The sequence below is a fragment of the Mesorhizobium sp. M00.F.Ca.ET.216.01.1.1 genome (assembly GCF_004010325.2).
Classification (GTDB): domain Bacteria; phylum Pseudomonadota; class Alphaproteobacteria; order Rhizobiales; family Rhizobiaceae; genus Mesorhizobium.
Genome location: NZ_SADR02000542.1, coordinates 1 through 287, shown reverse-complemented (window position 1 = coordinate 287; position 287 = coordinate 1). Strand labels below are relative to the sequence as shown.

Annotated in this window: 2 pseudogenes; both read left to right on the top strand. The window is 61.0% G+C overall.

Annotation, left to right across the window (positions count from 1 at the left end):
• Positions 1–25: 25 nt before the first annotated feature.
• Positions 26–94, top strand: a pseudogene (locus EN859_RS40675) (hypothetical protein); the annotation flags it as partial.
• A gap of 77 nt (positions 95–171) precedes the next feature.
• Positions 172–287, top strand: a pseudogene (locus EN859_RS40160) (3-oxoacyl-ACP reductase); the annotation flags it as partial.

The window sequence follows — 287 nt, the reverse complement described above, 5'->3', positions numbered from 1 at the left end:
GGTCACGCACCAGGTTTTGCCGGTCATGCGCCAGGCCGGCAGCGGCCGCATCATCAATATGGGGTCGCTTGCGGGCAAGGAAGGCTTGCCGAATCTTGCCGCCTATTCGGCGGCGAGCGCAGGTATCATCGCTTTTACCAAAGCCTTGTCCGTGAAGTCAGTGACACCGATATCCGCGTCAATTGCGTCGCGCCGGGGCCGATCGATACCGAGCTTATCAGGCGACTTGGCAATCAAGTCGTCAGCGACATGATCGGCGCAAGTCCGCTCAAGCGCCTTGGCGCCGT